23 protein-coding genes are annotated in these 22,598 nt (G+C 61.0%); 15 read left to right on the forward strand and 8 right to left on the reverse strand.

The window, feature by feature from the left end; genetic code table 11:
- The 3 genes from tsaB to tsaD are packed head-to-tail and all read left to right on the forward strand — an operon-like array spanning nt 1 to nt 2,137.
- The gene (tsaB, locus tag CCANI_RS02185) at nt 1-648 is read left to right on the forward strand and encodes a tRNA (adenosine(37)-N6)-threonylcarbamoyltransferase complex dimerization subunit type 1 TsaB (protein WP_146325379.1); all 648 of its coding nucleotides are present in this window, start codon (nt 1-3) and stop codon (nt 646-648) included.
- On the forward strand, nt 648-1,100 hold the full coding sequence (gene rimI / locus CCANI_RS02190) for a ribosomal protein S18-alanine N-acetyltransferase (RefSeq protein WP_146325380.1): 453 nt from the start codon (nt 648-650) through the stop codon (nt 1,098-1,100). The genes tsaB and rimI overlap by 1 nt, the downstream gene beginning before the upstream one ends.
- Entirely contained in the window at nt 1,097-2,137 is a 1,041-nt protein-coding gene (gene tsaD, locus CCANI_RS02195) for a tRNA (adenosine(37)-N6)-threonylcarbamoyltransferase complex transferase subunit TsaD (protein ID WP_146325381.1), read from the forward strand. Before rimI ends, tsaD begins: the two co-directional genes overlap by 4 nt.
- An 8-nt stretch (nt 2,138-2,145) precedes the next feature.
- On the opposite strand, the gene CCANI_RS02200 is transcribed toward tsaD, so the two are convergent.
- Nucleotides 2,146-2,976, reverse strand: coding sequence for a YwqG family protein (locus tag CCANI_RS02200; RefSeq protein WP_186750361.1), 831 nt, complete (start codon nt 2,974-2,976; stop codon nt 2,146-2,148).
- A 48-nt stretch (nt 2,977-3,024) separates the two neighbouring features.
- Entirely contained in the window at nt 3,025-3,861 is an 837-nt protein-coding gene (locus CCANI_RS02205; RefSeq protein ID WP_146325383.1) for a DUF1963 domain-containing protein, read from the reverse strand.
- Nucleotides 3,862-4,084: 223 nt separating this feature from the next.
- On the opposite strand from CCANI_RS02205, the gene groES reads away from it, so the two are divergent.
- From groES to CCANI_RS02225, 4 genes are all read left to right on the forward strand, one after another.
- Nucleotides 4,085-4,384, forward strand: coding sequence for a co-chaperone GroES (groES, locus tag CCANI_RS02210; RefSeq protein WP_146325384.1), 300 nt, complete (start codon nt 4,085-4,087; stop codon nt 4,382-4,384).
- Between the two features lie 2 nt (nt 4,385-4,386).
- Nucleotides 4,387-6,003 (forward strand): chaperonin GroEL, encoded by a 1,617-nt coding sequence (groL, locus tag CCANI_RS02215; protein WP_146325385.1) that lies wholly within the window; start codon nt 4,387-4,389, stop codon nt 6,001-6,003.
- Between the two features lie 229 nt (nt 6,004-6,232).
- Nucleotides 6,233-6,826, forward strand: a complete 594-nt coding sequence (locus tag CCANI_RS02220) for a sigma-70 family RNA polymerase sigma factor (protein ID WP_222432966.1) — start codon at nt 6,233-6,235, stop codon at nt 6,824-6,826.
- Nucleotides 6,823-7,701 carry a hypothetical protein gene (locus tag CCANI_RS02225; RefSeq protein WP_146325387.1) on the forward strand — a complete coding sequence of 293 codons (879 nt, stop codon included), beginning with the start codon at nt 6,823-6,825 and terminating at the stop codon, nt 7,699-7,701. Before CCANI_RS02220 ends, CCANI_RS02225 begins: the two co-directional genes overlap by 4 nt.
- On the opposite strand, the gene CCANI_RS02230 is transcribed toward CCANI_RS02225, so the two are convergent.
- Entirely contained in the window at nt 7,698-8,072 is a 375-nt protein-coding gene (locus CCANI_RS02230) for a DUF5319 domain-containing protein (RefSeq protein WP_186750363.1), read from the reverse strand. The genes CCANI_RS02225 and CCANI_RS02230 overlap by 4 nt on opposite strands.
- A 139-nt stretch (nt 8,073-8,211) precedes the next feature.
- Between CCANI_RS02230 and guaB the strand changes: the two genes are divergently transcribed.
- Together guaB and CCANI_RS02240 are read left to right on the forward strand one after the other, a co-directional pair.
- A complete protein-coding gene (gene guaB / locus CCANI_RS02235) occupies nt 8,212-9,738 on the forward strand; it encodes an IMP dehydrogenase (RefSeq protein ID WP_146325388.1) in 1,527 nt (508 codons plus the stop codon).
- Between the two features lie 14 nt (nt 9,739-9,752).
- Complete coding sequence (locus CCANI_RS02240; RefSeq protein ID WP_146325389.1) at nt 9,753-10,910, forward strand: GuaB3 family IMP dehydrogenase-related protein; 1,158 nt, start codon at nt 9,753-9,755, stop codon at nt 10,908-10,910.
- Between the two features lie 717 nt (nt 10,911-11,627).
- Here the strand turns inward: CCANI_RS02240 and CCANI_RS02245 are convergent.
- The 3 genes from CCANI_RS02245 to CCANI_RS02255 form a co-directional block, all read right to left on the reverse strand.
- Entirely contained in the window at nt 11,628-12,467 is an 840-nt protein-coding gene (locus tag CCANI_RS02245; RefSeq protein WP_290211530.1) for a DDE-type integrase/transposase/recombinase, read from the reverse strand.
- 244 nt (nt 12,468-12,711) lie between these two features.
- The gene (locus tag CCANI_RS02250) at nt 12,712-12,861 is read right to left on the reverse strand and encodes a hypothetical protein (protein ID WP_290211531.1); all 150 of its coding nucleotides are present in this window, start codon (nt 12,859-12,861) and stop codon (nt 12,712-12,714) included.
- Between the two features lie 620 nt (nt 12,862-13,481).
- Nucleotides 13,482-14,690, reverse strand: a complete 1,209-nt coding sequence (locus CCANI_RS02255; RefSeq protein WP_146324643.1) for an MFS transporter — start codon at nt 14,688-14,690, stop codon at nt 13,482-13,484.
- 85 nt (nt 14,691-14,775) lie between these two features.
- On the opposite strand from CCANI_RS02255, the gene CCANI_RS02260 reads away from it, so the two are divergent.
- The 6 genes from CCANI_RS02260 (at nt 14,776) to guaA (ending at nt 20,451) form a co-directional block, all read left to right on the forward strand.
- Nucleotides 14,776-15,783 (forward strand): ABC transporter substrate-binding protein, encoded by a 1,008-nt coding sequence (locus CCANI_RS02260; protein WP_186750286.1) that lies wholly within the window; start codon nt 14,776-14,778, stop codon nt 15,781-15,783.
- Nucleotides 15,780-16,823 (forward strand): FecCD family ABC transporter permease, encoded by a 1,044-nt coding sequence (locus tag CCANI_RS02265; RefSeq protein ID WP_146324645.1) that lies wholly within the window; start codon nt 15,780-15,782, stop codon nt 16,821-16,823. The genes CCANI_RS02260 and CCANI_RS02265 overlap by 4 nt, the downstream gene beginning before the upstream one ends.
- Nucleotides 16,820-17,605: an ABC transporter ATP-binding protein gene (locus CCANI_RS02270; RefSeq protein WP_146324646.1), complete on the forward strand. Its 786-nt coding sequence runs from the start codon at nt 16,820-16,822 to the stop codon at nt 17,603-17,605. Before CCANI_RS02265 ends, CCANI_RS02270 begins: the two co-directional genes overlap by 4 nt.
- Nucleotides 17,606-17,704: 99 nt before the next feature.
- On the forward strand, nt 17,705-18,223 hold the full coding sequence (locus CCANI_RS02275) for a hypothetical protein (RefSeq protein WP_146324647.1): 519 nt from the start codon (nt 17,705-17,707) through the stop codon (nt 18,221-18,223).
- Between the two features lie 51 nt (nt 18,224-18,274).
- Nucleotides 18,275-18,871, forward strand: a complete 597-nt coding sequence (locus CCANI_RS02280; protein WP_146324648.1) for a hypothetical protein — start codon at nt 18,275-18,277, stop codon at nt 18,869-18,871.
- An 11-nt stretch (nt 18,872-18,882) separates the two neighbouring features.
- Nucleotides 18,883-20,451, forward strand: a complete 1,569-nt coding sequence (guaA, locus tag CCANI_RS02285) for a glutamine-hydrolyzing GMP synthase (protein WP_146324649.1) — start codon at nt 18,883-18,885, stop codon at nt 20,449-20,451.
- Between the two features lie 28 nt (nt 20,452-20,479).
- On the opposite strand, the gene CCANI_RS02290 is transcribed toward guaA, so the two are convergent.
- Together CCANI_RS02290 and CCANI_RS02295 are read right to left on the reverse strand one after the other, a co-directional pair.
- Entirely contained in the window at nt 20,480-21,121 is a 642-nt protein-coding gene (locus CCANI_RS02290) for an LppP/LprE family lipoprotein (RefSeq protein ID WP_146324650.1), read from the reverse strand.
- Nucleotides 21,122-21,194: 73 nt separating this feature from the next.
- Nucleotides 21,195-22,550, reverse strand: a complete 1,356-nt coding sequence (locus CCANI_RS02295) for a Na+/H+ antiporter family protein (RefSeq protein ID WP_146324651.1) — start codon at nt 22,548-22,550, stop codon at nt 21,195-21,197.
- Nucleotides 22,551-22,598 lie beyond the last annotated feature (48 nt).

Below are 22,598 nucleotides of genomic sequence, written 5' to 3' on the forward strand. Positions count from 1 at the left end.
GTGCTCGTTCTTGCGATTGATACCTCTACGCCGACCGTGGTGTCGGGTTTGGTGCGCGATGGCCACACGATTGCGCAGCGTATTCTTCCGGATTGCCGCCATCACAATGAGTCCTTGGTGCCCGCGATTCAGCAGTGTCTCGCGGAGGCCGCGGCGGGGTTCGCCGAGCTTGATGCCGTGGTTGTGGGTTGCGGTCCCGGCCCGTTTACGGGGCTGCGCGTGGGCATGGTGACCGGTGCGGCGTTGGCGGATGCCCTGCAGATTCCGGTGTACGGGGTTTGTTCCCTCGACGCGATCGCACAGCGTATCGACGCCGCGACGCTGCTGGTGGCCACGGATGCGCGGCGTCGAGAAGTATATTGGGCGAGGTATATAAACGGGGAGCGGGTCGTGGGCCCTGAGGTTGCCGCCCCGCAGAGTTTGGTGGAGCCCGCGGAGGTGGTGAATGTGCCTGCGCGCTATGCGGATGCGATCCCAGCGGCGGGCCGACGCGTGGACATGCACCCCACCCCGGAATCGTTGGTTTCCGTTGCTGTGTTCGACGGCTCGCCTGCGCCGTTGACGCCGCTTTATTTACGACGCCCCGACGCGAAAGAACCGAAGCCGAAGCCCAAGAGCCCTGCCGTCCCCGACGTGGTGATCGACTAGTGCATATTCGTCGCTTGACCGTGGAGGATGCGCCCGCCTGCGCCGCTTGGGAGCGGATCCTTTTCCCCGGGGATGATCCGTGGCCTGCGGCGGCGTTTCGGGCGGAAATCCGCAGTCCGTTTAACTTTTATATCGGGTTATTTGATCCCGAACTGATTGGCTATGCGGGCCTGGCTATGTTGGGGCCTTCGAGCAGTCCGGAATTTGAGGTGCACACGATCGGGGTGGCCCCGGAGCGGCAGGGCGAGGGGTTGGGCAGGCAATTGATGGATCAGCTGATCGCCGCAGCGGATGAGTATGGCGGGCCGGTGTTTTTGGAGGTGCGTACGGATAATCTTGCGGCCATTGGATTGTATGAATCGTACGGGTTTACCATCACCGGGACGCGGAAAAACTACTATCACCCCTCGGGTGCGGATGCATACACGATGATGCGCGAAGGACGGAAATGAATAGCACAATAGTTCTCGGTGTGGAATCTTCTTGCGATGAAACCGGGGTGGGCATTGTGCGCGTCACGTGGGGTGACGGCGCGCCCCAATACGAGGTGCTTGCCGATGTCGTGGCTAGCTCCATGGAACAGCATGCGCGCTTCGGTGGCGTGGTTCCGGAGATCGCATCCCGGGCGCACCTAGAATCCATCGTGCCGGTGATGCGGGCCGCATTGGCCGAGGCGGGAATCGAACGTCCGGACGTGGTTGCCGCTACCATCGGCCCCGGTCTGGCAGGCGCGCTGCTGGTGGGTGCCAGCGCCGCCAAGGCTTATGCCGCCGCCTGGGGCGTGCCCTTCTACGGGGTGAATCACCTCGGCGGGCACGTGGCCGTCGCGGGTCTGGAGGGCGACGCCCTGGAGCACGCGGTGGCGCTATTGGTGTCCGGCGGGCACACCCAATTGCTGGAGGTGCGTGGTCCGGAGCTGCGGGAACTCGGCTCCACCCTGGACGATGCCGCGGGCGAAGCCTATGACAAGGTGGCCCGCTTGCTGCGGTTGGGGTACCCGGGCGGGCCGGTGGTGGATAAGTTGGCGCGGCGGGGCGCGGTGACCATCGACTTCCCGCGCGGGCTGATGAAAAAGTCCGATTCGCGCTATGACTTTTCCTTTTCCGGTTTAAAAACCGCCGTGGCGCGCTATGTGGAAGCGGCCGAACGCGCGGGCGAGGTGGTTTCGGTAGAGGACGTGTGCGCTTCCTTCCAGGAGGCGGTGTGCGACGTGCTTACCAAAAAGGCCATCTGGGCGTGCCAGGATGTGGGCGCCGAGGTGCTCTTGCTGGGCGGCGGGGTGGCCGCGAATTCCCGGTTGCGGGAGCTGGCCGCCGAACGCTGCCGCTCCGCGGGGGTGCGATTGCGTGTTCCATCCTTCAAACTCTGCACCGACAATGGGGTGATGATCGCCACCTACGCCGCCCAACGCGTCGCCGCCGGTGCCGCGCCCTCCTCCCTGGCGGTGGGTTGCGATCCCGCCTTGGAGGTGGAGGTCGGCCAGCTGTAGCCCCGGAGTTAGCAGCAGTCCCAGGTATACAGCACGTTATCGAAGTTCAGGGCGGCCAGATCGGAAGGCTTGATAAAGAAATTCGCTATTCCGGAATCGCCGAACATAATGGTCACTTGGGAATCCGCCGAATCCTCGGTATCCACCTGAAGCAGCAATTCGTACTTTTCTTCGCCCGCCGCGGCGGCCTCTTCGCTGAGGTCGGTGCGCGGATCCCCTTGGGTGAAATAAGCCCAGCCGCCGCCGAAAATGGTATTGGTCGGGTTGAGGCCGAGCACGTCATACAGCGCGTCTTCGGTTTCTTCCGTGGCGAGCTCGGCGGGCAGCGTAAGATCCTCCACCTCGTAATCCTCCGAGGTGGGGAATTGGTCGAACAATTGCCCGTGCACCTCGAAGTAGCCGCCCCACAGCGCATCGGTCTGGTTCTTGAGCGTGCCTTCGAGGTGCCCGGCCGCCAATTCCGCCGCCGGGATATAGCGGACATGGTGCCCGGATTCGAAGCCATAGCAATCATCATCGCCGTGGAAGAATTGCAGCATGCCATCCGTAGGGTACCCGGGGCGCGCGGGGAGTTCCGCCAGGTTGAGCTGGGCAAGCAGCATCATCTTCTTGCCCTGCTTATCGGTTGGCCAGGGATGGTTCTTCGTAATCAGCGCGGGGCCGCCGATACGGGACCCGGTCAGGCTCGCGGTTGCGGTGAGCGTATCCACGCTCGTATCCTCCACGGCCACTCCCGTCAGGCGCAGCATGGTGGTGCGCCGACAATTGGACGTTAAGAAATCGCGGTAGCGCTCGAACTCTGCGGGGATTTCAGGGCGAAAAACTTCAGCGGATGTCATGGTTGAAAACCTTACATAACGCCCATGACACCCCGCGCTCATGTTCGATCAGTAGCAGTCCCAGTAATAGGCCACCTCGCTGAAGTCCCACCGCTCAAGGTCTTCGGGGCGGATAAAAAAGGTGGCAAACCCGCAATCGCCCCATTGGATGCGGGGCTTATTGCGCGGCCCGTGATTCGAACGGATCTGCAGCAGGGGCCGGTGGCTATGGCAGAAGCCTACGGGATCTCGCTGCGCAAACGCGGCCCAACCGCCACCAAAAACGGCGGGTGGGCCGATGTGGGGCAGTTCAGACGTGGCGTCGATAAGCCCGTTGCTGACGCTGGGGTCGGACCACACCATGTTTACAAAGGTGCTGTCGTGCCGGCTGGGGTATTGGTCGAAAGGCTTGGCGGACAGCTCGAAAAAGCCGTTTTCAATCGTGTTGGTTTGGGTTTTAATCCCGCCCAGCAGCTGGCCGTTTAAGTATTCCTTGACGGGGATATAACGGACGCAGGAGTTGTGCGGGTTCGCGTAATTGTGCGTATCAAAGTCTGCGTTGTCGATGCCGAAGTAGCCGTGATCGCCGATAAAAAACTGCAGCAGGCCCTCGGAGCGGAAACCCTCCAGCGGCGGCATATCCGCCAAATTTATCTGGGCCACAAAGAGCATGCGCCGCCCGAGCCGGTCGCGCGGCCAGGGGTGTTCCTTGGTAATAAAGGCGGCGCCGCCGAGGCGGGACCCCGTCGGGTTGGCCACGATTCGCTTGGGTATGTGGTTTTCATTTTGCACGGTCATGCCGTGGGGAAATAGCGCCGCCACGCGCCGCGCGTGGGATTGCAGGTAGGGCCGGTAGGGCTCGAGGTTTGCCGGTAGTTTCACCTGGAATGCTTCATCAGTGCTCATGGTGCCCACGGTACTGCGATTGCGCGGTGGGCATGCCGGGATTCACCCCCGCTACCGTCCGCACCCTGCGAGGATCCTTAAGCGCGCCTTGAAGGCTGGCACTCGCAAGGGTAGAGTGCCAATAGGTTGTTTGACACACACAGTTGTTCACCCGCGACGACGGCTGTGCTGGGAAGTTGCAACCGGCACGTATTCAACTGCTTTCACAATGGAGGAATTCATCGTGGCGAAAGTCAACATCAAGCCCCTTGAGGATAAGATCCTGGTTCAGATCAACGAGGCTGAGACCACCACCGCGTCCGGCCTGGTCATCCCGGATTCTGCCAAGGAGAAGCCGCAGGAGGCGACCGTTATCGCCGTGGGTGCTGGCCGTTTCGACGAAGACGGCGACCGTATCCCCATGGACGTCAAGGAGGGTGACGTTGTGATCTTCTCCAAGTACGGCGGCACCGAGATCAAGTACCAGGGTGAGGAATACCTGATTCTTTCTCAGCGTGACGTGCTTGCTGTCATTGAGAAGTAAACATGGCAAAACTTATTGCTTTTAATGAGGAGGCCCGCAAGGGCATTCAGGCGGGCGTGGACACGCTCGCCGATGCGGTCAAGGTGACGCTCGGCCCGCGCGGCCGTTACGTGGTGCTGGATAAGCCCTTCGGCGGCCCGACCGTAACCAATGACGGCGTGACCATCGCCCGCGATATTGATGTCGAGGATCCGTTCGAAAACCTTGGCGCGCAGCTGGTGAAGTCCGTCGCCGTAAAGACCAACGATATCGCCGGCGACGGCACCACCACCGCAACGTTGTTGGCGCAGGCCCTGATCCGTGAGGGCTTGCGGAACGTGGCGGCGGGCGCGAACCCGGTGGAGCTGAATCGCGGCATCGCGGCCGGCGCGGACCGTACCGTGGAGCTGCTGCTGGAGCGCGCCACCGAGGTGTCGAGCGCGCGCGATATCGCCAATGTTGCCACCGTGTCCTCCCGCGATACGGAGATCGGCGATATGGTCGCCGCCGCCATGGAAAAGGTTGGCAAGGACGGCGTGGTTACCGTCGAGGAATCGCAGTCGATCGAAACTTTGTTGGATATTACGGAGGGCGTTTCCTTTGATAAGGGTTTCTTGTCCCCGTATTTTATTACCGACGTAGACGCGCAAAAGGCCGTGCTTGACGACGCCCTGGTGCTGCTTGTCCGCAATAAGATTTCCTCGCTCCCCGACTTCCTGCCGGTATTGGAGAAGATCGTCGAGTCTGGAAAGCAAGTTCTTATCGTCGCCGAGGATATCGAGGGCGAGCCGCTGCAAATGCTGGTGGTGAACTCCATTCGGAAGACGCTGAAGGTGGTGGCTGTGAAGTCACCGTATTTTGGCGACCGTCGAAAAGCGTTTATGGACGACCTTGCCGTGGTCACCGCAGCAACCGTGGTGGACCCCGAGGTGGGCGTGAACTTGCACGAGATTGGCTTGGACGCGTTCGGCGCCGCTCGTCGCATCACCGTGACCAAGGACCGCACCATTATTGTCGACGGCGCGGGCACCGCCGAAGCCTTGGAAAACCGCCGTTCGCAGATCCGCCGCGAGATCGAGCGTACGGACTCTACCTGGGACCGCGAAAAGGCGGAGGAACGCCTGGCCAAGCTTTCAGGTGGCATCGCCGTTATTAAGGTGGGTGCCGCCACGGAAACTGAGGTTGGTGAGCGGAAGCTGCGCGTGGAGGATGCCATCAATGCCGCGAAGGCCGCCGCTCAGGAAGGCGTGATCGCAGGTGGTGGTTCCGCGCTGGTGCAGATCGCGCAGGAGATCGCCGCATACGCAGACCAGTTCGAAGGCGACGCTCGGGTGGGCGTGCTGGCGCTGGCCCGCGCATTGGCAAAGCCGTGCTTCTGGATCGCCGAGAACGCCGGCCTGGATGGCGCCGTGGTGGTGGCCAAGACGGCCGAGCTGCCCAACGGCGAGGGCTTGAATGCCGCCACCCTGGAATACGGCAATCTGGTGGAGCAGGGGATCATCGACCCCGTGAAGGTGACCCACTCCGCCGTGGTGAACGCAACCTCCGTTGCCCGCATGGTGCTGACCACGGAGGCGTCGGTTGTGGATAAGCCGGAGCCGCCGGCGCCCGCAGCCCCGCACGCGCACACCCATGGGTAGCTAATATTTCACACCCGAAACCCGTCACTTTTGCATACCTCACTAAACTTAGGGTACGCAAAGGTCGGCGGGTTTGCGCGTTTTTTGGATTAGTGTCGCGCCATGAAAATTGCGATTGTGCACTACTTATACTGTTGACGCTGGGGCTTTACACTTATAGGGAAGCTGAGACACAGTCGTTAGGTTTTCGCGGTACGATTGGACCTTGTCATATGCCAGTGGGCATCGCATGAACAAAGGAAGGGGTTCGCCGGTGAGTGAGTCTGAGGCTGAGCTTGCTGAGCTTGTGCCACTTGCTGCTGATGGTGACCGGAGGGCCCTGCAAAGAATCATGCAGATCATCCACCCTCAAGTGCTGCGATACTGTCGTGCGCGATTGGGTGGTGGGCGCCATCCCACTCCGGAGGATGTGGCGCAGGAGATCTGCCTAGCCGTTTCCACATCGGTCGGCTCCTATGTGGATCGTGGACGGCCATTTATGGCCTTTGTGTACGGGATCGCCTCCAACAAGGTCGCTGACGCTCACCGAAGCTTCCATAGGGATTTATCTAACCCAACTGAAGAGCTCCCTGAGCAATCAATTGAGCACGATACACCTGAGGAATATGCGCTGGTCAGCGATGGAAGTAACAGAGTACGCCATCTTCTCGATGGTTTAAGTGATAAGGCTCGCGACATTATTATTTTGCGAGTTTTTGTCGGACTATCTGCGGAAGAAACTGCGGATATTGTTGGAAGTACCCCTGGTGCTGTCCGGGTTGCGCAACACCGCGCACTCACGGCGCTCAGGAAGCAATTGGAAAACGTGGGAGAGCGTAGATGAACCATCTTCGCGGAGTCGAAGGCTCAGGCGCGAACGGGCACGAGAAAGACCTCGTGCTCGCTGATGACGCGTTCTTGGATGAGCTGGCTCGTGGTGTGGATCCGTCGGACGGCGCGGACGAATTGGCAGGGCTGCTGCTGGGCCTCAAGGCTGAGGTTGAAGCGCCGATGCCGCCTGCCCCGTTGGTCACTGACGCACCTACCACCGCCATGCCGCCGCTGCGTAACGTCGTCCCCGCTTCTGAACAGGAGTTCGAAGAAGAGGAGTACGAGGACGCGGAGGTCATTGACCTATCCGCCCACCGCCCCAAACGTAGCTTCCGCCAGGCGTTGATGCACGGCATTATCGGTGCGGCGGCCGCCACGCTGGCCATCGCGGGATCCGGCATTGCCATTTATAATGCTGGCCCCGGCTCCCCCTTATGGGGCGCTCATGTCGCATTGTTTAGTGATCATGCAGCTGTGGTCGAGCTTGCCTCCACGCTGGAGCAGGCTGATGATTCCCGGAGTCGCGGCGATGTCGAAGGCGCGCTGGAATTGCTGGACCAGGCTAGGAGTATGGCGGCCGATATCCAGTCCAAGCGGGGCAGTGATTCCGGCCCGGTGACCACCGTGACGGTGACCCAAGGCCCGGTTGCCACCTCCACCTCGGAGAAGCCGAAGACGGAGGAACCTGAGGAACCGTCCTCACCGGCGGCACCCCCGCCGCCCGTGACCGTGACCGCAACGGTGACGGTTGTGCAGCAACCCGCTCCGGCCCAACAGCCGACCAGCCAGGCCCCCACGCCGGGCGGCCCGGATAATCCGAACCCGCAGGATCCGGTTCAGCCCACGGCTGAGCCGAGCCCCCCGGGAGACAATAACGGCGGGAACTAGCGGTTCGCTTCCATCCCGTCGAGATAGCCTAAGCAGTAGTCCCACGGTACATATGCCATGACCGTGGGCTCCGCGCTGGGTTCATGCACGGGTGCGAGTTCTCCCCGTAAGGTGGCGCGCATGTTTGCGTCAATAATGTCCCAGTCGTAGTAATGGTTTTCTTCACAATCCTCGCAGAGGAAAAAGATGCCCTTGATGCCGCGGGGCTCAAGCACTTTCCGGAATTCGTGCAGCAGTTCGAGGTTTCGAATCACCTCGAGCCGTTCTTCTGGGCTTAATGGGGGCAGAGTTTCGCCATCGTCGAAAAACGATGCCGGATCGTTGGGGTCGTTGGCAAACGGATCGGGAGGCATGCGGTCGTTGTAGTACACACTGCAACAGTATTGGTTGGTCACTTGTGCGGGCAACCGTCCCGGCGGTTACCTCCTTGGTACGCAAAAGGACTAGGCTTGATGCAACCTATACCCCGCAGGCATAGCACAAAAATGCATTCATATAAGGACGGCTCATATGACTGATACGCGCGTATTCACCGGTGGCGACGATCCCCACAAGGTAGCCTTGCTTGGACTGACGTTCGACGATGTGTTGTTGCTACCGGACGCGTCCGATGTGATTCCCAGCGAAGTGGATACGTCGAGTCAGCTCACCCGCAATATCCGGCTCAATATCCCGCTGATCTCCGCAGCCATGGACACCGTCACCGAAGCCCGCATGGCCATCGCCATGTCCCGGCAGGGCGGCATGGGGGTGCTGCACCGCAACCTTTCCGTGGAAGACCAGGCCGAGCAGGTGGAATTGGTCAAACGTTCCGAATCCGGGATGGTGTCCGATCCGATCACCTGCACCCCCGATATGACCATCGGGGAAGTCGATGCCCTGTGCGCTCGCTACCGCATTTCCGGCCTGCCGGTGGTGGACGATCAAGGCAAACTGGTGGGCATTTGCACCAACCGGGATATGCGCTTTGAGGCGGATTTTGGCCGCAGCGTCGCCGAGGTGATGACGCCCATGCCACTCGTTGTGGCCAAACAGGGCGTATCCAAAAAGGATGCGCTGAGCCTGCTGAGCGCCAATAAGGTGGAAAAACTCCCCATCGTGGACGATCAGGGCGTGCTTGTCGGCCTGATCACCGTGAAAGATTTTGTAAAGACCGAACAATATCCGGACGCCTCCAAGGATGCTTCCGGCAGGTTGCTGGTGGGTGCGGGCATCGGCACCGGCGAGGAGTCCTGGAACCGCGCCGCGGCGCTGGTGGATGCGGGCGTCGACGTGCTCGTTGTGGATTCCGCACACGCGCACTCGCAGGGCGTGCTGAGCATGGTCGCGCGCGTGAAAAAGGAGTTCGGTGACCGCGTCGATGTGATCGGCGGCAACCTAGCCACCCGCACCGCGGCGAAAGCCATGATCGAGGCAGGGGCGGACGCCATCAAGGTGGGCATTGGCCCCGGTTCCATTTGCACCACGCGCGTGGTGGCCGGCGTGGGTGCCCCGCAGATCACCGCCATTATGGAAGCCTCGGTGCCGGCACACCAGGCGGGCGTACCAATCATCGCGGACGGCGGCATGCAATTCTCCGGCGATATCGCCAAGGCCTTGGCGGCGGGGGCGTCCACCGTGATGCTGGGCTCTCTGCTTGCGGGCACCGCGGAGGCCCCGGGCGAAACCGTGGTGGTCAACGGCAAGCAGTACAAGATGTACCGTGGGATGGGTTCCCTGGGGGCCATGCAGGGGCGCGGCTTGTCCGGGGAGAAGCGTTCATTTTCCAAGGACCGCTATTTCCAGGCCGACGTGAAAAGCGAGGAAAAGCTCGTGCCGGAAGGCATCGAAGGGCGGGTGCCGTTCCGGGGGTCCATCGATTCCATTACCCACCAGCTGGTGGGCGGTTTGCGGGCGGCGATGGGCTACACCGGCTCTGCTACCGTGGAGGAGCTGCAGCGCGCGAAGTTCGTGCAGATCACTGCGGCTGGGCTGCGGGAATCCCACCCGCACGATATTCAAATGACCGTTGAAGCCCCGAATTATTACCAGCGCTAGCTCAAAGGACCGCAATGCGTAACTATGTGGAAATCGGCAAAGGCCGGGAAGCCCGAGTAGGGTATCGTCTCTCCGATGTGTCGATCGTTCCGAATCGCCGTACTCGCTCCTCTAAGGACGTGGACACCTCCTGGCATATCGACGCATACTCGTTCGATATCCCGGTAATGTCGCACCCCACCGACGCCCTGGCTTCCCCCGAATTTGTGATCGAAATGGGCCGCCTCGGCGGGCTGGGCGTGATCAATGCGGAGGGGCTGTGGGGCCGCCACGCGGACTTAGACGCGGCGATCCAGCGAGTGCGGGAGGCAACGATGGGCGGTGACGGCGATTTCGATTTCGAATCCACCCGCCCCATCGCCGTATTGCAGGAGCTCCACGCCGCGCCGATCGATGAAACGTTGCTCACCGAACGCATCGCTCAGGTGCGCGAATCCGGTACGACGTTGGCGGTGCGTGTGTCCCCGCAGCGGGCCCGCGAACTGGCGCCGTTGGTGATCCAGGCGGGCGCGGAATTGCTGATCATTCAGGGCACCCTGATTTCCGCCGAGCACGTGGCCGAGGGCGGCGAGCCCCTGAACCTGAAGGAGTTTATCGGGGCGCTGGACGTGCCGGTGATTGTCGGCGGCGTGGTCGATTATTCCACCGCGCTGCATCTAATGCGCACGGGCGCAGTGGGCGTGATCGTCGGTGGCGGCACGAACACCAACGAGCCGACGCTTGGCATGGATGTTCCAATGGCCACCGCGATTGCCGACGCCGCCGCCGCCCGCCGCGATTACCTCGACGAAACCGAGGGGCGCTACGTGCACATCATCGCCGACGGGGACATTTTCACCTCCGGAGATGCGGCGAAAGCGATTGCCTGTGGCGCCGACGCCGTGATGCTCGGCCTTCCGCTTGCCGACGCCGCGGAATCAGCCGCCCACGGATTGTTCTGGCCGTCCACCGCCGGGCATCCTCGATTCCCCCGAGGTGCGGTGTATTCCAGCGCGGTCTTTGCGGCGGAGGATAACGATACCAGCCCCTCGTTGGAGACTATCCTGCTCGGCCCGACCTCAAGTGCCTTTGGCGACCGAAACTTCGTTGGTGGGCTGCGGCGCGCCATGGCCAAGGGCGGCTACACGGATCTGAAGAGTTTCCAAAAGGTGGATTTGACGGTGTGCCGCTAGCTGCTAGTGCCGTGTTCTGGGTTGCGGCCTGACCGGCCCAGACGCGCAGCGCCAGCGAAACCTTGGACTTCCGCACCTCGAACCGCCCCCGCACAGTTCGAGATTCTTCGAACCATCTGGCCCCCGCCGTAGCTGCCCCGCTAAGCGCTTGAAACTCGTTACCCTTGTTGGGATATTGGCGAGTGGCGTAAAAGGCGTCATTTCAACCCATAACGTTGCCCGCAACGAATCCCTAAACGTCGAGTTGAACGGTGTCTACCGATATTTTTTACACAAATAACGGCGATTCTGTGTAAAAAGTATCGCGCTGGCGGCCCTGGGCGGCCCTGGATGATGAAAATTACACGGGATCGGCGATTCTGGTGTAAAAAACTTCATGCGAAGTGCACGACCTTTCCGTCTGGGCTCGTTGGCGGGCTTCTGTTGCGCGGTGGGTGCCTCGATGTAGATGTATGCCACGCGGGTGGGTGTGGCTATAGAGCTTTTAGAAATGTCGTTTATAACTATTTTGTGCTCAACAATAACTAGGCCACTGGAGGCATCAGTTCGCCCGCGCGATATACGGTATGGGCGAATTACGTCACAGTGACGAAAACCTTGAGCTATTCGTTGTGGACAACCTATTCGCCGGGCTCGAGTTGAACGGTGTCTACCGATATTTTTTACACAAATCGCCGCGTGCCATTGAGTTGTGAACTTCTTTGATTGTTCTTGGTTTTATTGTACTTGGTTTTGTGGGGTTGGTGGTGGTGTTCCGATTTTGATGCCGACGGTGGCTGGTGGTGGTTGGAACATGGATCGTGGTGGGCGTCGTTGGGGGTAGGTGTTGTAGTAGATTTCTTCCTTTGCTTTGCGGTGTTTGAGTAGTGGTTTCCATTCGCCGGTGTAGACCTGTTGTGGGGTGAATCCGGCGAGGCCGCTGTGTGGGTCGTGGTTGTTGTAGGCGTCGATGATGGAGGCCATGGTGTTGGCGGCGGCCTTGATATTGGGGTAGCTGGTTAAGGCGTAGCGGTGGTGTTTGAGTGTGCGGTGGGAGGATTCTTCGAAAGGGTTGTCGTTGGATACKCCGGGGCGGATGAGTGAGAGTTCTACGCCGTTGGCGTCGAGCATTTGGCGCATTTGGGTGGAGGTCATGACAGCACCGTTGTCGGTGTGCAGGACTCGGACCTTGGCGTGGTTGAGCTGCTCGGCGGCGATGACTTGGGCGATGAGGTCGGTGGCGATGTGTTTGTCTTGGCGCAGTTGTACGGTGTGGCCGACGATTTTACGGGAGTGCAAGTCCAGCACGGTGTAGAGGTGAAATCCCTTGGTCATAAAGGATCCGGGGAGCCAGGTGATATCCCAGCACAGGACTTCGCCGGGCCGTGTCGCGGTCACTATTCGTGGTGGTTGCGGCGCCCGTGGCGCGCCGTGGCGCAGCGGTGCTGGCACCGTTTTGATTTCATTGTTCACGCGGTAAAACGTCCGCAATGAGCCGAGCAAGGGCTCCTCGGAATCGACATGGCTGAAAAAGATTTTATAGACCGATAATCCCTGCTCACGACCGTCGCGAAGCAATGCGGCGATACGTTGACGCTCCGGGGCGCTAATCGTTTTCGGCGGCGCGGCCTTTGGTGTTGTGGTTTCTTCGGCCGCGGATGCCGCCGGTAATACAGGGTTGTTTTCGCAAGCCCAAGCAGCTTCAATGCCGCGTTTTGGGTATAGCCAGCCGCCGCAAGCAACTCTAAAATATGGTCTTCAAGCTTAACGAACTCATCGAAATCGGCTTGCTGCTCTGGGGAAAGTTTCCGGCCACCACGCATCAACGATCGGTATATTTTTGCATGGCGGCGATAGCTTTTCCCATCGCCTCCACCGCCTTGGCATGCGCAGTGGTGGCAGCATCCTTATCCGCAACCACCTTTTCCAATTCAGCGATCCGCGCCTCCAATTTGGCGTGACGTGTTTCCACTTCGCGCGCGCGCAGTCTCCCACTTCGCGCGCTCGGTCTCCACTTCGCACGCTCCGCCCCAGCTCGGCGTTAAGCGCCTCCAACTCCTGATTGCGCTGTGTCAGCCGAGAAAACTCCACGATATTTTCATCACTCATAGGAATATTTTCTCGCGGTGTTAACCCGATGTCGAGCGTGCCCGCCGCAAGCTGCCGCCGCCACAAATACAACTGCCTCGGCGTCACCCCGGCCGCCCGGAGGAACTCTCCCTTCAGACCATGCTTGGTCTCCGCATGGGCCAACACGATCTCCCGGCGCTGCTCCGCAGTAAACGTCCGGTCCGGATCTACCGGAGGGATCTGTACAGACATCTTGAACCTTCCTTCCTCATCCCCATGACCATCACGGGGAAGCTTCCGAAAGTTCACATCTTCAATGGCAAGGTACGAATAACGGCGATTCTGTGTAAAAAGTATCGCGCTGGCTGCCCTGGGCGGCCCTGGATGATGAAAATTACACCGGATCGGCGATTCTGGTGTAAAAAACTTCATGCGAAGTGCACGATCGATTTCGCGAGGGGCATCCGTGGCGGGGGACAGCTATCTCTGACCTGCTTTGCCCTGGATCGTTGGGCCGGAGATTTATCGTGGGTCGCGGTCGAGCCGGGGGTCGTGGAAGGTGCGGGTTCCGGTGACGGTGGCGGCCAAGGCCCCAGCTCCGAGGCACGCGATGGTGGTGGCCCACAATACGGGTTCGAGCCCGAAGTGTTGCACGGCCGGGGCCATGAGCGCGAGCCCGGCGGGGGCGAGCCCATAGGAGATCAGGAAGTCGATGGAGGATACTCGGGCGATAAGCTCGGGTTTTATTTCGCGTTGGACGCAGGTAAACCAGGGGACATTAAACACCTCGATGCCAATACCTGCGAGGACATAGATGGCGACGACGATCCACCAGTTCCAGCCGTTTAGGGCCACGGCCATTGCGCCTGCTACTAGTCCATAGGCGGCGAGCCCGGCGAAGGCCCACCAACCTTGGGATTTAGGTGTCCAGCGGATCACCAATACGGCGCCGATGATGGCGCCTAGGCCGTAGCCGGTGGTGGCCACAGCTAGTAGCGTGTCCGTGCTGGTAATATCCACGCTGACCAGCGGCAATAGCACGCCGGTGGCGGAATACCCCAGCATGATGACCACCACGAGCAATCCCAAGCCGGCCATAAACCAGCGGTGCCTGCGGGCCTCTTGGAAACCTTCCCGAAAGCCCTTGATTAAGGATTGGTGCTCGCTACGTGGGGCCTCGGCGGCGCCGACGGTGCTTGCGGCCACGATAAGCCACAGGGCCGCCGTGACCAGCAATAACACCTCGGTGCCGAGGGTGCGGCTGCCGATGGCCACCAGGGTTGGGGCAACCACCATGACCAAACGCACCGAAAGGGTGTTTGCCGCGTTCGCAGCCTGCCGTTGCGGGCCCACGATATTTGCAGCGATAAGCGATTGAAACGCGGGGCGGCAGGCGCCTTGGCCAGCGCCGATCGCGGCTGCGCTGAGTGACATCAATACCAGCGAGGGCGAGAACACCACAATGCCAACGCTGCCAATGGCGGCGATCAAACCTGCGATCCGCACAGTGCGTACTGCGGATGCGATGTCCGCGATCACGCCTGCTAGGGGCATAATGCCAACGAAACCGATGGTGCGCACCGCGAGAATAATGCCCAACTGGGTTGCATCGAGCTCTTTGGTGATCAATTGCAGCCCGAGGATAAATGGTAATGCCCATGTTGCCAGCCCGCTGGCGGTGGATCCCGACCATAATTTGATAAATATGGCGTTGCGTAAAAGTTGGCGCATTATGCTTCTTTCTTCTGCGTGCTCTAGTAGTCTAATTTATTGAAAAGTTTTTTCGAAAAGCGTGCACATGTGCAGAAGGGTCACCATGTTGAAGCGTCATATTTATTCCGCCGTGGCAATGGCCGCGATTTCTGGGTTGTTGGTTTCCTGCGGTGGAAATGTGGAATCGGACAAGAATGCGGCGGGCTCCGGTTCCGCTTTTACGATTGATAACTGTGGATTTGAATTGGAATTCAAATCCACCGCCCAGCGTGCCGTATCCACCGAGCAAGCGGCAACCGACACGCTCCTGGCGCTCCACGTGGAAAAGCAGATGGTAGGCACCGCAAACCTCAAGACCGCCGTGCTCCCCGAATACCAAGACAAGTACGAGGCCATTGAAAAGATCGCCGAACGGGTACCCACCTCGGAACAATTGCGTTCGGTGGATCCGGATTTTGTCTATTCGCCATTCGAATCGGTATTTACCGCAGATGGTGCGGGTACCCGCGAAGAACTCAAAGACCTTGGGGTAAACGCATACTACAGCAATGTGGAATGCCGCGATTACGAGCCGAACAAGGGCAAGAACGCGTTCGATCTGATCGAAAAAGACATCACCGAGTTGGGCACTATTTTTGGCGCTGAAAGTCGTGCGAAGGAGCTCGTGGAGGAGCAACAGAAGATCATCGAAGATGCCAAAGGCAAGGACATTAAAGACGCGGATAAACTATCCGTCCTGTACCTATACTCCGTGTATAAGGGTGCCCCCTATGTCGCGGGTAAAACCGGTGTTGGCCAGAGCATCAGCGACATCGTAGGCGTAAAGAACGTGTTCGAGGACACCAACGAGCTGTGGCCCGAGGTCGCCTGGGAGGCAATCGCGGAACGCAACCCCGAGGTGATCGTGCTAGCGGACCTCAAGGAACGTGGTGCCCCCGGCGATAGCTACGAAGACAAGATCGAAGCCATGAAAAAAGACCCCGCCATGAGCCAATTGGACGCGGTGAAAAACGAACGCTTCATCATCGTCCCCGGTGTGGAGCTCGACGCTAACGTGCGCTCCGCACACGCCCTGCAGGTTATTGCCGACGGCTTGGCCAAGCAGGAATGAGGAAGCAACGCCACCCCGCAATCCTATGGATCCTTGGCATCCTAGCGATTGCGGCGGCGATGGCTGGGAGCCTGTTTCTGGGCGCGGCGTCGTTAAGCTGGGTGGAGGTGTGGGGCGCTATCACGCACAAAACGGGCCTGTTTATTAGCGCGGCATACCCAGAACCCTCCGTGCTGCGGCAATCAATCCTGTTTGAGCTGCGCATTCCCCGCATCCTCATGGGTACCATCGTCGGCGGCGCGCTCGCAGTGGCAGGTGCAGCGCTGCAAGCCATCACCCGAAATGACCTGGCGGAACCCTACCTTTTGGGGGTGTCCTCCGGCGCTTCAACCGGCGCTGTAGTGGTGATCGTGCTCACCTCCGCGGCGTCGTTTGGCGGGGGTGCGGCACTGGGGCTCACCGGCGGTGCGGCAATCGGCGCGCTGGCATCCTTCGGCCTGCTTATGGCGCTGCTCAAAGGATCCGGCTTTTCCTCCACCCGGGTGGTGCTCACGGGCGTGCTGGTGGGGCAGCTGTTCTCCGCGCTGACCTCGCTGATCTTGATGGCGCGCGGCGACGCAGACTCCGTACGCGGCGTGATGTTCTGGCTGCTCGGCGCGCTCGGGGCATCGCGGTGGGACTCGCTGACTGTCGTGGCGCTGGTATGCACCCTATGCAGCCTCGTGCTGTGGGCCATGTCCCGCTACCTCGACTGCCTCAGCTTCGGCGACGACACCGCGGAATCCATGGGTGTGCCCGTGGCGCGAGTCCGCTCCATCACGCTGATCACCGTGGCGCTGCTCACCGGTGCCACAGTATCCTCCGTGGGCGCCATCGGCTTTATCGGCTTGATCGTGCCACACGCCGTACGCATGATGATCGGGCCCGCGCACGCCCAGCTCATCCCGGTGAGCGCGCTGCTAGGCTCCGCGTTCCTAGTGATCACAGACGCGCTGGCGCGCACCGTGTTTAACCCGCAGGAAGTGCCCGTGGGTGTGTTTACCGCCATTATCGGCGTGCCCATGTTCTTTGTGATCCTGAAGCGAGGTCAACGGTTGTGAGCATAGAACTACGCGATGCGTCGGTAGCGTACGGGCCCAAAACCGTAGTCAGCGGCGTCAATTTCACCTGCACGCCCGGCACCGTATCCGCGCTGGTAGGGCCAAACGGTTGCGGCAAATCAACGCTGCTGCGCGCTATCGCCGGAGTGCACCAATACGGCGGCGGCATCAGCATCAATGGTGCAGCGCTGGCGTCCTATCCGCGGCGCGAACGGGTGCGCCAACTCGCGTTTGTGGCGCAATACACCGATTCCGAAACCGACCTGACGGTGCGGCAAATCGTGTCCCTCGGGCGGGTGGCCGGCAAAGGGCCATGGGCGAGCATGACGCAGCACGACCGTGATGTGGTGGCGCAATCTTTGGTCGATGTGGACATCGAACACCTGGCCGATCGACCGTGGAGCCGCCTGTCCGGTGGCGAAAAACAACGCAGCCACGTGGCCCGCGCGCTCGCCCAAGACGCCCAGACCCTCGTGCTGGATGAACCCACCAATCACCTGGATATCCACCACCAATACGAACTGATGGACCTGTGCGTCAAACTCGCGCACGAGCGCGGGGTGTGTGTCTTGGCCGCTATCCACGACCTGGGCCTAGCCGCTCGCTTTTGCGATCACATCGTGGTGCTGCACCAAGGTGGGGTGCTCGACCAAGGCCCGCCACTGGAGGTGCTGAAACCCGAAAACCTGCGGCGCGTGTTTAGCATTGACGCGCAGCTGCGGGTATCCGAGTCCGGGATCGTGGTTTTAGAATGTGCGGGTACGGTGACTCCCGGCGGCTAACCGATTGCCCTCAAGAGAGGGCAAGGGGGCGGCGGGCCCCGTAGCAACTTCGGTAGCTTGAGGGTGGTCCTAACATCGGTTTTGGGTAATTGGAGAACAATGCTGAAGAAACTATCGGTCATCGGGTGCGCCACGGCAGCCGCATTCCTGTTAAGCGCCTGCGGCGGCGCAGCCACCCAGGAGGAACAATCGTCGGCTACACAGACGACGCAGCTGGACACCAGCTTCCTTGATAGCGGGCAGGAGGTTCCAGCCCCCGAAGGATTCGACCCCTTGGGCACCGGTAAGGTTTATAGCGGTGCGTTTTCGGTCACCGCCACCAAAGGCAGCGACCTGAAAGCCGATTACGCACTCGTCGACGGAACCGCGTACTTTGACCTAGGGGACCTCGCGCCCCTAGACAAAGAAACCACCGTCAATGTGCATGTGCGTAACGGTGGCGTCAGCATGATCCTGCCCAAAGATGTCCCCGTGGAATTGCAGTGCGATATCAAAGACGGCGAGGGCGAATGCCCCACCGATCGCTATAACTCGGACGCCTCCGGGGAAGCGCTGCGGATGAAACTCGATGTCACCGGCGGGAAGGTGGAGGTCGCTGAGCTGGAAGCGGCGAACTAGGGCGCGGCGTCGCAAAGCAAAGCAAGCGCGAATCAGTGGAAAGGGAGTTCGATGCGTAGGAAGGTCGCGGGTGCTGCGGTAGGTGCCACCATTGCCGCGCTGCTCGCTGGGTGCAATGCCACACCCGACGATGTGGAAACGGCCGTATCCTCCGCCTCCAGCGTCCAATCCAGCGTTATGGCCAGCGTGGAATCCGAGGCCAGCTCCGCCGCGGCCCAGGCAACCGCCGCCCTGGAAGAGGCCCGTGCGGCCGCCATAGCGGGCACCGGCGCGCAGATCCCCGCCCCGCCGGACTTTAACCCGCTCCACACGGGATTCGTATATGCGGGCGATTACACGGTCACCGCAACAACGGGCGAACAATTGCGCGATGGCTACGCCTCGATCGGGGACTCGGTGGAGTTCGATTTAAGCGGCCTGGCGCCCCTGCCGGCGGACCGCACCGTGAACATATATACGGACGGCGCGGCGGTGATCATATACCTGCCCACCGAGGTTCGCGTGCGCACCAAATGCACCGCCACCCACGCCATCGCCGAATGTACGAACGAATTGCACAACCCGCAGGCGGCGAGCGGGATACTCACCCTAGAGATCGAAACAATAGGCGGAGACATCGCTGCGATTGAATCGCAGGCAATGCAGTAGAATGCTGTAGCGTGACTCAGCAGATCCATCGCCCCGTCCTTGTCGTTGATTTCGGGGCGCAATACGCCCAGCTCATCGCCCGCCGCGTGCGGGAAGCCCGCATCTATTCCGAGGTCATTCCGCACACCGCAACCGCGGCCGAAATCGCGGCGAAACACCCTGCTGCGCTGGTCCTTTCCGGCGGCCCAGCATCCGTGTACGCGGCGGGCGCCCCCGCGCTGGACCCCGCGATTCTGGAGTTGGGGGTGCCGGTGTTTGGTATCTGCTACGGTTTTCAGGCCATGACGCACGCGCTGGGCGGCACTGTGGCGCACACGGGGAATCGCGAATATGGGCGAACGGATTTGCAGGTTGAGGGCGGTGTGCTGCACGCCGGTCTCGAGGCCACGCACAAGGTATGGATGAGCCACGGGGACGCCGTGACCGAGGCCCCCGCCGGATTTAGCGTGACCGCCCGTTCCGAGGGTGCTCCCGTAGCTGCGTTCGAATGTCAGGAGCGCCGGATGGCGGGCGTGCAATACCACCCGGAGGTGCTGCATTCCCCGCATGGCCAGGAAGTTCTGGTGCGCTTCCTTACCGAGGTCGCCGGCCTTGAGCAAAGTTGGACGCCCGCAAATATTGCCGAAGAGCTCATCGACGCCGTGTGCGAACAAGTGGGCCCCACCGGGCGCGCCATCTGCGGGCTTTCCGGCGGTGTGGATTCCGCGGTGGCCGCTGCCTTGGTGCAACGCGCGATCGGCGACCGCCTCACATGTGTGTTCGTGGACCACGGTCTTTTGCGCGCTGGGGAACGCGAGCAGGTGCAGCAGGATTTCGTCGCCGCCACCGGCGCGCACCTGGTCACCCTCGACGAGCGCGAGGCATTCCTGGCAAAGCTTGCCGGCGTGACCGACCCCGAGGCGAAACGCAAAGCTATCGGGGCCGAATTCATCCGTGCGTTCGAACGTGCCGTCGCCCAAGTGCTTGCCGATGCCCCGGCCGGCTCCAGCGTAGACTTCCTTGTCCAAGGCACCCTGTACCCCGACGTAGTCGAATCCGGAGGCGGTAGCGGAACCGCCAATATCAAGAGCCACCACAACGTTGGCGGCTTGCCGGACGATGTGGAATTCAAGCTCGTGGAGCCGCTGCGCCTGCTGTTTAAGGACGAGGTCCGCGCCGTGGGCCGCGAGCTTGGGCTCCCCGAGGAGATTGTCAACCGGCAGCCATTCCCCGGTCCCGGGTTGGGGATCCGCATTATCGGCGAGGTGACCGAGGACCGCCTGGAAACCCTCCGAGCTGCGGATTTGATCGCCCGCACCGAGCTCACCGCCGCCGGGCTGGACGCCGAGATCTGGCAATGCCCCGTGGTTCTGCTCGCCGATATCCGTTCCGTGGGCGTCCAGGGCGACGGCCGCACCTACGGGCATCCGATCGTGCTGCGGCCCGTCTCCTCCGAGGACGCCATGACCGCCGACTGGACCCGCCTGCCGTACGACGTGCTGGAGAAGATCTCCACCCGCATCACCAACGAAGTCGCCGACGTCAACCGCGTTGTCTTGGATTGCACCTCCAAGCCGCCGGGCACCATCGAATGGGAATAAACGTTCAATCTCCGCGCGCCGGCAACGCCTAGAGGTTTTGGTTGGGGATCCGCCCCACCGCCTGCACGTGGTCGCCGGCCCACACATAGGTGACGTCGGCGATAAAATCCTCCGATTTCGCGTTGGGGTCCTCGCTGGCGTAGAAGGCTTCCCAATCCTTATAGCGGACGGTCACGGAACGATTGTCGGTGGCGATCACCACGTGTTGTGCAGGCACCAGCGCCCCGACGCCAAGGTACTCGCCCTTATGGAACAGCATGAGTTGCATCTCAAATTCCACGGACGGGTAGTCCATCGGCATGAGCGTGGCGTAGGTAAGGTCGGAGCAGGTGTCGTAGTTGCTGTCGCCGTGGTAGGTCCAGCCGCTATGCCGAGAGTCGTGCGGCTTGGGCACATTGGGGATATTCCGCGCGATTTCCGGGGAGTTTGGTTCGCCGGGGCAGCCGGGGTTGCGGTGCGCATTCGGCGTTAAGGTGGCCCCCGGCTCCGTTTGCGTATCGACGTCCAGCGTGGCGACGTCGCTCGTTTCGTCCCGCTCGGCGGGCACGGCCGTCGTCACGGTGACAACCTCCGGTTCGGGGCTTGTGGTGCCGGGCCCGCCAATGGGCAGCAAGGCGCAGGAAGTGCACAGCAAGACGCTTGCGAGGGCGGGAAGCAAGAAGCGATGCATGTAAGACCACCGTGAATGTGCGGATATTCCTACGCTAAAAATACCGGAAACCTGCTGCGGTGGGGTGGTTCTGCTACAGGATCATGGCGGCGATCCAGCCGGCGATCAGGAGGGGGATATTAAAGTGCAGGAAGGTCGGGACCACGGAGCCGGTGATGTGGTCGTGTTGGCCGTCGGCATTGAGGCCGGCGGTGGGGCCGAGGGTGGAGTCGGAGGCGGGGGAGCCGGCGTCGCCAAGGGCACCGGCGGTGCCGATGATCGCGACCGTGGCCAAGGGGGAGAAGCCCAGCGAGACGCATAGCGGCACGTAGATGGAGGCGATGATCGGCAGGGTGGAAAAGGAAGACCCGATGCCCATGGTGACGATCAAACCGACGATCAACATGGCCATGGCTGCGGCGGCTTTGGAACCTGCGAATAGCGCGGCGGAGGCGTCGACAAGAGATTCGATTTCGCCGGTGGCGTTCATGACGGACGCGAACCCCTGGGCGGCGATCATAATAAAGCCGATCAGCGCCATCATCTTCATGCCGGAGGTAAACACATCATCGGCCTCGCGCCAATTCACGCCGCCGGTGACAATAAAGATGCTCAAGCCGACGAGGGCGCCCACGAGCAGGGAATCCGCCTCCAGATCCATGGATTGCATCACCACTTGGATGCCAAAAGTGGCCACGATGGCGACCAAGGCCACGATCACCTTGTATCGCGATACCGGTTGGTCCTCGCGCGCGCTGGCGGCGACGATGGGGATGTTTTCGTAAGCACGGGGGCGTCGATAAGAAAAGAACACCGCCACGAGCACGCCGGCGAACATACCGAGCGCGGGGATGCCCATGGCGCTCATCACGTTAATGCCTGAGGTTTCCATGCCGGCGTTATGAATATTGCCCAGCAAAATATCGTTGAGGAAGATGCTACCGAAACCCAGCGGGACGAACATATAGGTGGTTACAAGGCCGAAAGTCATGATGCAGGCCACCGCGCGGCGATCCAATTGCAGGCGGTTAAACACCGTGAGCAGCGGCGGAATCAGCAACGGAATGAATGCAATATGCACCGGGATCAAGTTCTGGCTCATGATCGCCATGGCCATAATGCCAGCTAGCAAGCCCCATTTCGTGACGGCGTGGGCCTTGGCCTTTACATTGTCATCCGCGGACCCCAACTTGGAAATCAGCCAATCCGCCAGGAGGCGAGGCAGGCCGGACGAAGCGACCGCCATCGCGAAAGCGCCAAGCAGGGCGTAATTCAGTGCGATCTTCGCGCCGTGGGACAGGCCATCCTGAAACGCCACCATGGTGCCATCGAGGCCGAGGCCGCCGACCAGCCCGCCGACGAGCGCGCCGATAAACAGCGCGAGCACCACATGCACTCGCGCAAGGGCGAGAACAAGCATGACGATGACCGCAAGTAATACAGCATTCATGCATACTAACTTAGGGTCAAACCCTTTCACCTCATAATTTCGAGGGGG

Source organism: Corynebacterium canis (genome assembly GCF_030408595.1).
Taxonomy (GTDB): Bacteria; Actinomycetota; Actinomycetes; order Mycobacteriales; family Mycobacteriaceae; genus Corynebacterium; species Corynebacterium canis.

Bases quoted from the DNA above. Each gene is read 5' to 3' on its own strand.
- tsaD (WP_146325381.1), top strand. From the start codon at position 1,097: ATGAATAGCACAATAGTTCTCGGTGTGGAATCTTCTTGCGATGAAACC.
- CCANI_RS02200 (WP_186750361.1), bottom strand. From the start codon at position 2,976: ATGACATCCGCTGAAGTTTTTCGCCCTGAAATCCCCGCAGAGTTCGAG.
- CCANI_RS02205 (WP_146325383.1), bottom strand. From the start codon at position 3,861: ATGAGCACTGATGAAGCATTCCAGGTGAAACTACCGGCAAACCTCGAG.
- groL (WP_146325385.1), top strand. From the start codon at position 4,387: ATGGCAAAACTTATTGCTTTTAATGAGGAGGCCCGCAAGGGCATTCAG.
- CCANI_RS02220 (WP_222432966.1), top strand. From the start codon at position 6,233: ATGAACAAAGGAAGGGGTTCGCCGGTGAGTGAGTCTGAGGCTGAGCTT.
- CCANI_RS02225 (WP_146325387.1), top strand. From the start codon at position 6,823: ATGAACCATCTTCGCGGAGTCGAAGGCTCAGGCGCGAACGGGCACGAG.
- guaB (WP_146325388.1), top strand. From the start codon at position 8,212: ATGACTGATACGCGCGTATTCACCGGTGGCGACGATCCCCACAAGGTA.
- CCANI_RS02240 (WP_146325389.1), top strand. From the start codon at position 9,753: ATGCGTAACTATGTGGAAATCGGCAAAGGCCGGGAAGCCCGAGTAGGG.
- CCANI_RS02255 (WP_146324643.1), bottom strand. From the start codon at position 14,690: ATGCGCCAACTTTTACGCAACGCCATATTTATCAAATTATGGTCGGGA.
- CCANI_RS02260 (WP_186750286.1), top strand. From the start codon at position 14,776: ATGTTGAAGCGTCATATTTATTCCGCCGTGGCAATGGCCGCGATTTCT.
- CCANI_RS02265 (WP_146324645.1), top strand. From the start codon at position 15,780: ATGAGGAAGCAACGCCACCCCGCAATCCTATGGATCCTTGGCATCCTA.
- CCANI_RS02275 (WP_146324647.1), top strand. From the start codon at position 17,705: ATGCTGAAGAAACTATCGGTCATCGGGTGCGCCACGGCAGCCGCATTC.
- CCANI_RS02280 (WP_146324648.1), top strand. From the start codon at position 18,275: ATGCGTAGGAAGGTCGCGGGTGCTGCGGTAGGTGCCACCATTGCCGCG.
- CCANI_RS02290 (WP_146324650.1), bottom strand. From the start codon at position 21,121: ATGCATCGCTTCTTGCTTCCCGCCCTCGCAAGCGTCTTGCTGTGCACT.
- CCANI_RS02295 (WP_146324651.1), bottom strand. From the start codon at position 22,550: ATGAATGCTGTATTACTTGCGGTCATCGTCATGCTTGTTCTCGCCCTT.